5 protein-coding genes are annotated in these 6,960 nt (G+C 73.5%); 1 reads left to right on the forward strand and 4 read right to left on the reverse strand.

From position 1 onward, the window contains the following. Window positions 1–62: 62 nt before the first annotated feature. The 3 genes from tilS to dacB form a co-directional block, all read right to left on the reverse strand. Window positions 63–1,070: a tRNA lysidine(34) synthetase TilS gene (tilS, locus tag ACJ6WD_RS34535; RefSeq protein WP_016570638.1), complete on the reverse strand. Its 1,008-nt coding sequence runs from the start codon at window positions 1,068–1,070 to the stop codon at window positions 63–65. Between the two features lie 194 nt (window positions 1,071–1,264). Continuing rightward, window positions 1,265–2,410 carry a zinc-dependent metalloprotease gene (locus ACJ6WD_RS34540; protein ID WP_233661409.1) on the reverse strand — a complete coding sequence of 382 codons (1,146 nt, stop codon included), beginning with the start codon at window positions 2,408–2,410 and terminating at the stop codon, window positions 1,265–1,267. Window positions 2,411–2,532: 122 nt separating this feature from the next. Beyond that, window positions 2,533–4,146, reverse strand: coding sequence for a D-alanyl-D-alanine carboxypeptidase/D-alanyl-D-alanine-endopeptidase (dacB, locus tag ACJ6WD_RS34545; protein ID WP_376447399.1), 1,614 nt, complete (start codon window positions 4,144–4,146; stop codon window positions 2,533–2,535). Between the two features lie 86 nt (window positions 4,147–4,232). Here dacB and ACJ6WD_RS34550 point away from each other — a divergent pair, with 86 nt between their 5' ends. Continuing rightward, a complete protein-coding gene (locus tag ACJ6WD_RS34550; RefSeq protein WP_100604790.1) occupies window positions 4,233–4,724 on the forward strand; it encodes an inorganic diphosphatase in 492 nt (163 codons plus the stop codon). Window positions 4,725–4,861: 137 nt separating this feature from the next. Here the strand turns inward: ACJ6WD_RS34550 and ACJ6WD_RS34555 are convergent, their stop codons facing one another. Then, window positions 4,862–6,586 (reverse strand): threonine/serine exporter ThrE family protein, encoded by a 1,725-nt coding sequence (locus tag ACJ6WD_RS34555; protein WP_233661407.1) that lies wholly within the window; start codon window positions 6,584–6,586, stop codon window positions 4,862–4,864. Window positions 6,587–6,960: the final 374 nt, after the last annotated feature.

The raw sequence follows: 6,960 nt of genomic DNA on the forward strand, positions 1-6,960 counted from the left end.
TCGTGGAGCTCACGGCGGGAACCGGACGTGAGCTCACGAAACAGGGCGCGGTCTCCTGCGGCTCAGCCCTGCCGAATGACCAGTCTGCCACCCTGCCGACGCACACCCACGCGCCCGGGGAGGTTGATGGCCCCCTGCCCCCGCCAGGCCGTGATCAGTCGGTCCACTTCCTCGATGTGCCGGGCGAAGAGCGAACCGGCCGGCGAACCCGCGGCGATGACCGCCCGGCGCAGCACCCGGCGGCGCACCGCGGGCGGCAGCCCGAAGAGCCCCGCGACGTCGAGGGTGCCCGCCTCGTCGACGACCGCCGTCTCGGCCTCGGCGGCCCAGGCGTCCAGTGCGTCGGCGTCGTCACGGGACAGCTGCGCGGTCCGCGCCAGTGCCTCCACGACGCCCTTGCCCAGGCACTTCTCCAGGGCGGGCAGCCCCTCGTGGCGCAGTCGCGAGCGGGTGTAGGCGGGATCGGTGTTGTGGGGGTCGTCCCAGACGGGCAGCGCCTGGATGAGGCAGGCCGTGCGGGCGGTCTGCCGGTCCACGTCCAGGAAGGGGCGGCGGTAGCGGCCGTTCGTCCCGGCTGCGGCGGCCATCCCGGAGAGCGAGCGGATCCCGGAACCGCGGGCCAGCCCGAGCAGGACGGTCTCCGCCTGGTCGTCGCGGGTGTGCCCGAGGAGGACCGCACTGGCGCCGTGGCGGTCGGCGGTGGCGTCCAGGGCGGCGTAGCGGGCGTCCCGGGCGGCCGCTTCCGGGCCGCCGGCCCGGCCCACCTCGACGCTGACCACGTCGACGGGGTCGAGTTTGAGGGCCCTCAGGCGCAGCGCGACCTCGGCGGCGCGGAGGTCGGAGCCTTCCTGGAGGCCGTGGTCGATGGTCACGCCCCCGGCGCGGACGCCCAGCTTGGGGGCCTCGAAGGCGAGGGCGGAGGCGAGCGCCATCGAATCGGCGCCGCCGGAGCAGGCGACGAGCACGAGCGGGGCACCGTGCTGGTCCTGCGCGCAGTGGTGGTTGAGCACGTCGTGGAGTACGCGGCGGACCGCCAGGCGTATCGCGGCGACCGCTGGATGGGGACCCATGTCCGTTTCCAATCGTTCAGCTGGGGGTGAGCCTCGGGCCGTGGACGGCACTTCGTCACACAGAGTGCCTAGATGGTGACAGAGGCGAGCAGTTCCCCGAGCATTGCACGCCTATCCATCGGTCACGGTCCCTCAGACGGGTGATTGGAGGGGCGCTCTTCTGCCGCCCGGCGTGCCCAGCTCACGATCCGTGCTTACGGTGCCCCCTCCGCCTTCCGGTGCACCCGCGCGACCCAGTCCGCCGGTTTGGCGATCTCCAGTTTGGTGGGGAGGGTGTTCGGCGACGTCCAGATGCGGTTGAAGCCGTCCATGCCGACCTCCTCGACGACGGACCGCACGAACCGCTCGCCGTCACGGTACTGCCGGAGCTTCGCGTCCAGTCCCAGCAGTTTCCGCAGCGCCACGTCCAGTCGGCCCGCGCCGCTGGCCCGCCGCTGCTGGAACTTCTCCCGGATCTCCGCCACCGTGGGCACCACCTCGGGGCCCACCCCGTCCATGACGAAGTCGGCGTGCCCCTCCAGCAGCGACATCACCGCGGTCAGCCGCCCGAGGATCTCCCGCTGCGCGGGCGTCTGCACCAGGTCCACCAGCGACCGGCCCTCGTCGCCCTCCTCGCCCTCCGGCTTGGCGCCGGCCAGCGACTGCGCGGCCTCCCGCAGCCGCTCCAGCAGCGCCCCCGGGTCGATGTCGGTCTCCGCGAGGAAGGACTGGACCTCGCCCTCGATGTGGTCCCGCAACCAGGGCACGGCGCTGAACTGGGTCCGGTGGGTCTCCTCGTGCAGGCACACCCAGAGCCGGAAGTCGTGCGGCGCCACGTCGAGCTCCCGCTCCACGTGGACGATGTTCGGCGCCACCAGCAGCAGCCGGCCGCCCTGCGTCCCCGCCGGCAGCTCGCGCGAGGCCGGGGCGAACGTCTCGTACTGGCCCAGCACCCGCGAGGCCAGGAACGACAGCAGCATGCCGAGCTCGACCCCGGTCACCTTGCCGCCGACCGCGCCGAGCACCGCACCGCCGGGCGTCGAGGACCGCCGGTCCTCCATCTTGGCGAGCAACGGCTTCAGCACCGCCCGGAACCCCGCGACGTTGGCCCGGATCCAGCCGGGCCGGTCCACCACCAGGACCGGTGTGTCGTGCGGCGCCGGCTCGCCCTCCGCACCGGGCTGAGCCATCCGGGTGAACGCGCGGACGTGGGTCTCGGACTCCTTGGCGTGCTTGCGCAGCTCGGCGACGATCGCCCGCGCCTCGTCCCGGCTCACCTCCGGTCCGGGCCGTACGAACCGGGTCGCGGTCGCCACCGCGAGATTCCAGTCGACCATCTCCACACCACCGATGCTCGTCATGGGTTCACCGTACGGGCCCGGTCCGCCGCGGGGTAGCCGACCGGGACGGTCGGCGCAGGTTGCCGGGTGTCCGGCGCCCGTCGGGCCGGGGCGCGGCCTGCTCCGCGGCCACCGGACGCCCGCTAGCGGCAGCCGCAGTTGGCGACCGTGGAGGCCATCCGGTCCAGGGCCTTCTGGGCGGCCTGGGGGTCGGTGGTGCCGGTGGTCATGAAGGCGAAGGCCAGCAGGCGCCCGTCGGCGTCGACGACGGTGCCGGCGAGGGTGTTCACGCCGGTGAGGGTGCCGGTCTTGGCGCGCACGGTGCCGGCGCCGGCGGTGTCGCCCACGTAACGGCCGCTGAGGGTCCCGGTGAAGGCGGCGACCGGGAGGCCGGTGACGATCGGCCGCAGGTCGGGCTGGTGGGGCGCGGCGGCGGCCAGCAGCAGGTGCGAGAGCAGGTTCGCGGAGACCTTGTCGTCCCGGTCCAGGCCGCTGCCGTCCTCGAAGACCGCGCCGGCCAGCGGCAGGTGCTGGGCGGCCAGCGCGTCCCGCACGGCCGCGGCGGCGCCGTCGAAGCTGGCGGGCCGATGGGCGGCGAGCGCGGTCTGGCGGGCCAGCGCCTCGGCGATGTCGTTGTCGCTGTAGGTCAGCATCCGCTCGACGAGGTCGGACAGCGGCAGCGAGTGGACGACGGCGATCCGCTCGGGGGCCTTGGGGGCGCGGGCCGCACCGGGCTCCCCCTTGACCGTGATCCCGCGCTCCTTGAGGAGGCCGGCGAACGTGCGGGCGGCGTCGCCCGCGGGGTCGGTGGAGCGCGGCGCGGTCCCGTGGTCGCTGTCGTCGAGGCGGGCCTCGTCGGTCATCAGGGCGGTGACCGGGGCGATGTTCTCGTTGGGACCGATGGGGTGCTCTACGGGCCCGGTGTAGGCGGAGGCGTCGTAGTCGAGGCCGACGGTGGTGCGCCCGCGCTGCTTCAGGGCGCGGGCGGTGGCGTCGGCGAGGTCCGCCAGGCTGGCCGGCCGGTCGCCGGCGCCGGCGCCGGGCGCCCGGGCGGTGAGCGTCGGGTCGCCGCCCCCCACCAGGACGATCCGGTCCTTGCCGGACAGCACGACACCGGTGTCGATGCGGTGGTCGGCGCCGAGCCGGGAGAGCGCGGCCACCGCGGTGGCCAGCTTGACCGTGGAGGCGGGGGTGGCCGCCTCGTCCTGCTTCGCGCCGAAGACCTGCCGGCCGTTCGCCACGTCCACGACGGAGGCGGTGCGCAACGGGCCCAGTGCGGGATCGGCCAGCAGCGGCGCCAGGGCGTCGGCCAGCCCGGCGCCGGTGGGCACCGGCGCGGCCCCCCGGCCCACCGCACCGCCCGCGGGCCCACCGAGCGCGGTCAGCACGGCCGGCGCGCTGGGCGCCGGGCCGGGCGCCCGGCCGTCATCGTGATGCTCGCCACCTGTCGTCGGAGCGGGGACCGCCGCCGCCCGCTCGGCCGTACGCTGACCGGAGTCCCACGGCCCGGCCGCCGCGACCGCGACGACCGCGACCGACAGACCGGTGGCGGCGGACAGCGCGGTCAGTTGCCAGGTCTGCCGCGTGTGCCGGGGTGCGGCCTGCCACGCCTGCTGGGCAGCGTCCGACGTCACGTGTGCAGCGCGCTGTGCACCGCGTGCCGCGGTGCGTGCGCAGCGCCCGGCCCGGCGTGCCACCACCCGCGCGGAACGCTGCGCCGATTGCCATCTGACCTGCCATGTTCGGGTCTCGGGCACTTCGGACCAGCCCCTTTCGCCACCACACACCTGCGTGGGGGACACTTAATCACCAGACGTATGTGTTGATCATGGAGGAGCCACCCGTGGAGTTCGACGTCACCATCGAGATCCCGAAGGGTTCGCGGAACAAGTACGAGGTGGACCACGAGACCGGTCGGATCCGCCTGGACCGTCGACTCTTCACCTCGACCAGCTACCCGGCCGACTACGGCTTCGTCGAGGACACCCTGGGCGAGGACGGCGACCCGCTGGACGCCCTGGTCATCCTGGACGAGCCGACCTTCCCCGGTTGCCTCATCAAGTGCCGTGCCATCGGCATGTTCCGGATGACGGACGAGGCCGGCGGCGACGACAAGCTGCTGTGCGTCCCCGCTTCCGACCCGCGCGTTGAGCACCTCCGCGACATCCACCACGTCTCGGAGTTCGACCGCCTGGAGATCCAGCACTTCTTCGAGGTCTACAAGGACCTGGAGCCCGGCAAGTCCGTCGAGGGCGCCGACTGGGTCGGCCGCACCGACGCCGAGGCCGAGATCGAGCGCTCGTACAAGCGCTTCGAGGCGCAGGGCGGGCACTGACCCGACCGGAGCCGGGCCGGTGGGCGGGGCGGGGTTCTCCGGAGCCCCGCGCGCCCGCCGGCCCGCTCTGATTTTCGTACGCGAACGGGCGGCACCCATCTGGGGGCCGCCCGTCGTCCGTGTCGCGGGCCCGTCGCCTAGAAGCCGCGGGTCCGCTTCGCCGCGCGACGGCCGGCGCCCGCCTCTGTGAGGCCCGGCGCCCGCAGGAACAGCCGGGCGACCTCGCCACCGAGGTTGACCCCGACGGCGATCGCCAGCGCCAGCGAGGCGGCCTTGATCAGGGAGGAGAAACCTTCCAGCAGGTTGCCCTGGGCGAAGTTGAGCAGTCCGAAGTAGGTCGCACTACCGGGCAGCAGCGGCCCGATCGCCGCGGTCACGTACGGCAGCGCCGAGGCGTAGCGGTACCGGGAGAGCAACTGGCCGAAGAGGCCGACGAGCCCGGCGGCGATCGCGGTGGAGGGCACCGCGTTGAATCCGGCGGTGACGGTCAGCGCCCCGTAGACCACCCACGCGACCCCGCCGTTTAGGGTCGCAAACGCCACCGTGTGCCGCTCCTGTTGGAGCAGGACGCAGAACGCCAGCGCCAGCAGCATCGACGCCGCGATCTGCACCCCGGGCTCGTTGTAGAGCTGCAGCGCCTGTTCCGGGTTGAGCCGCTTGAGGCCGGGATCGACCTGGAGCCCGATGTAGAGCACGGACAGCACGCCGACGACGATGCCGACGATCAGGTAGCCGACCTCCAACAACCGGGCGGCGGCGGTGATGTAGTAGCCGGTCAGCCCGTCCTGCACGCTGGCGACCAGCGCCCGCCCCGGGATCAGCGCGAACAGCCCACCGGTGATCACCGCGGAGGACTGCACGTTGGAGTGCGCCAGGGCGAAGACCAGACCTATCGCGGCCGGCGGCATCGCCGCGACCACGAACTGGTAGAACTCCGGCAGCCCGCGTGCCGACGCCAACCAGGCGATCCGGTCGCCGAGCATCGAGCCGATCGCCGCCGCGACGAACACCAGCGTCCCGCCGCCGACCAACATGCTCGCCGCGCCGGACAGCAGCCCGGAGGACAGCGTCAGCGCCCAACTCGGGTACGGGTGCCGGTTGCGTCGGATCTCCGCCAGGCCGCGGTACGCCTCTTCGAGGCTGATCCCCTCCGAGGTGATCTCGTCGACCAGCCCGAAGACCGCGGACAGCCGGTTGTAGTCGACGCCGCGCCGCCGCACCGTCCGGCTCGCGGTGACCGGGTCGTCGACCAACGACGGCTGGTACGAGATCGACAACAGGGTGAAGGTGACGGTCGGCTCGACCCGCTCCAGGCCGTAGGCGTGCGCCACGCCGAACATCGCCGCCTCGACGTCCTCGGCGCCCTCGCCACCCGCCAACAGGATCTCGCCGATGCGCAGCGTCAGGTCCAGGACGCGGGGCACGGCGGGGCCGCCGCCCTCCTCCTCCGTCCGCTCCGCCCGCTCGGGCACCGGCCGCTCGTGGATCGGCATCCGCAGCATGGTCCGCATCCGGTCCTGCCACGGCGCTTCCTTGGTCAGGCTGAGCACCGGTATGCCGTGCGGCGGCGTGAACGTCGGCAGCCGGGTCTGCCCCGTGGTGCTCCCCGGCGGGGCGAACGCCGACCCCTCCGGCTCGATCGACGCGTCCGGCCGCAGCCCGTCGGGCAACGCGAACTCGGAAGTGGGGTGCTCCTCCTCGGGCGGCGGCGGCAACGGCACGCCCAACGGCGGGGTGAAGGCGCTGCGCGCCTCGTCCGACGGTTTGCGCTCGTCGGCGGGACCGGCCTGCTCCGAGGTGCCGTTGCCGTTGCTCCGACCGCTGCCGCCGTTACTGCTGCCGCGTGGTGGATCCGACGCCACGTCTCTCCGCTCCTCGTCCTACGCCTCCTGCCGACCGGTCATGCACACGATGCCGCATGCGGGGTCCCGGCGCTTCCCCGGGGGGCCTCACACGTGCGACGCACCGCGCGCCAAGGTTTCGGGTGCCCGCGTCACGACCCGACATGCCGTTGCGCGCGGGGCGGGCTTCCCACGTTGTCGGCCGTCCCGCCGTGGGGGTTGGTGTTTGCGTTGCCGCTGCGCGGGGCTGGTCGTACGTCGTCGACTGTCCCGCCGTGGGGGTTGCTGTTTGCGCCTGCGGCGCGGGGCCGCTGCGCGGGGCTGGTCGGGTGCGGTGCCGGGGGTGCGGGTGGTGGGGTGTCCGGACTGCTGCGCTTTACGTCCGGACACCCCAC

This window comes from Streptomyces sp. VTCC 41912 (assembly GCF_045799175.1).
Classification (GTDB): Bacteria; Actinomycetota; Actinomycetes; order Streptomycetales; family Streptomycetaceae; genus Streptomyces; species Streptomyces albulus_C.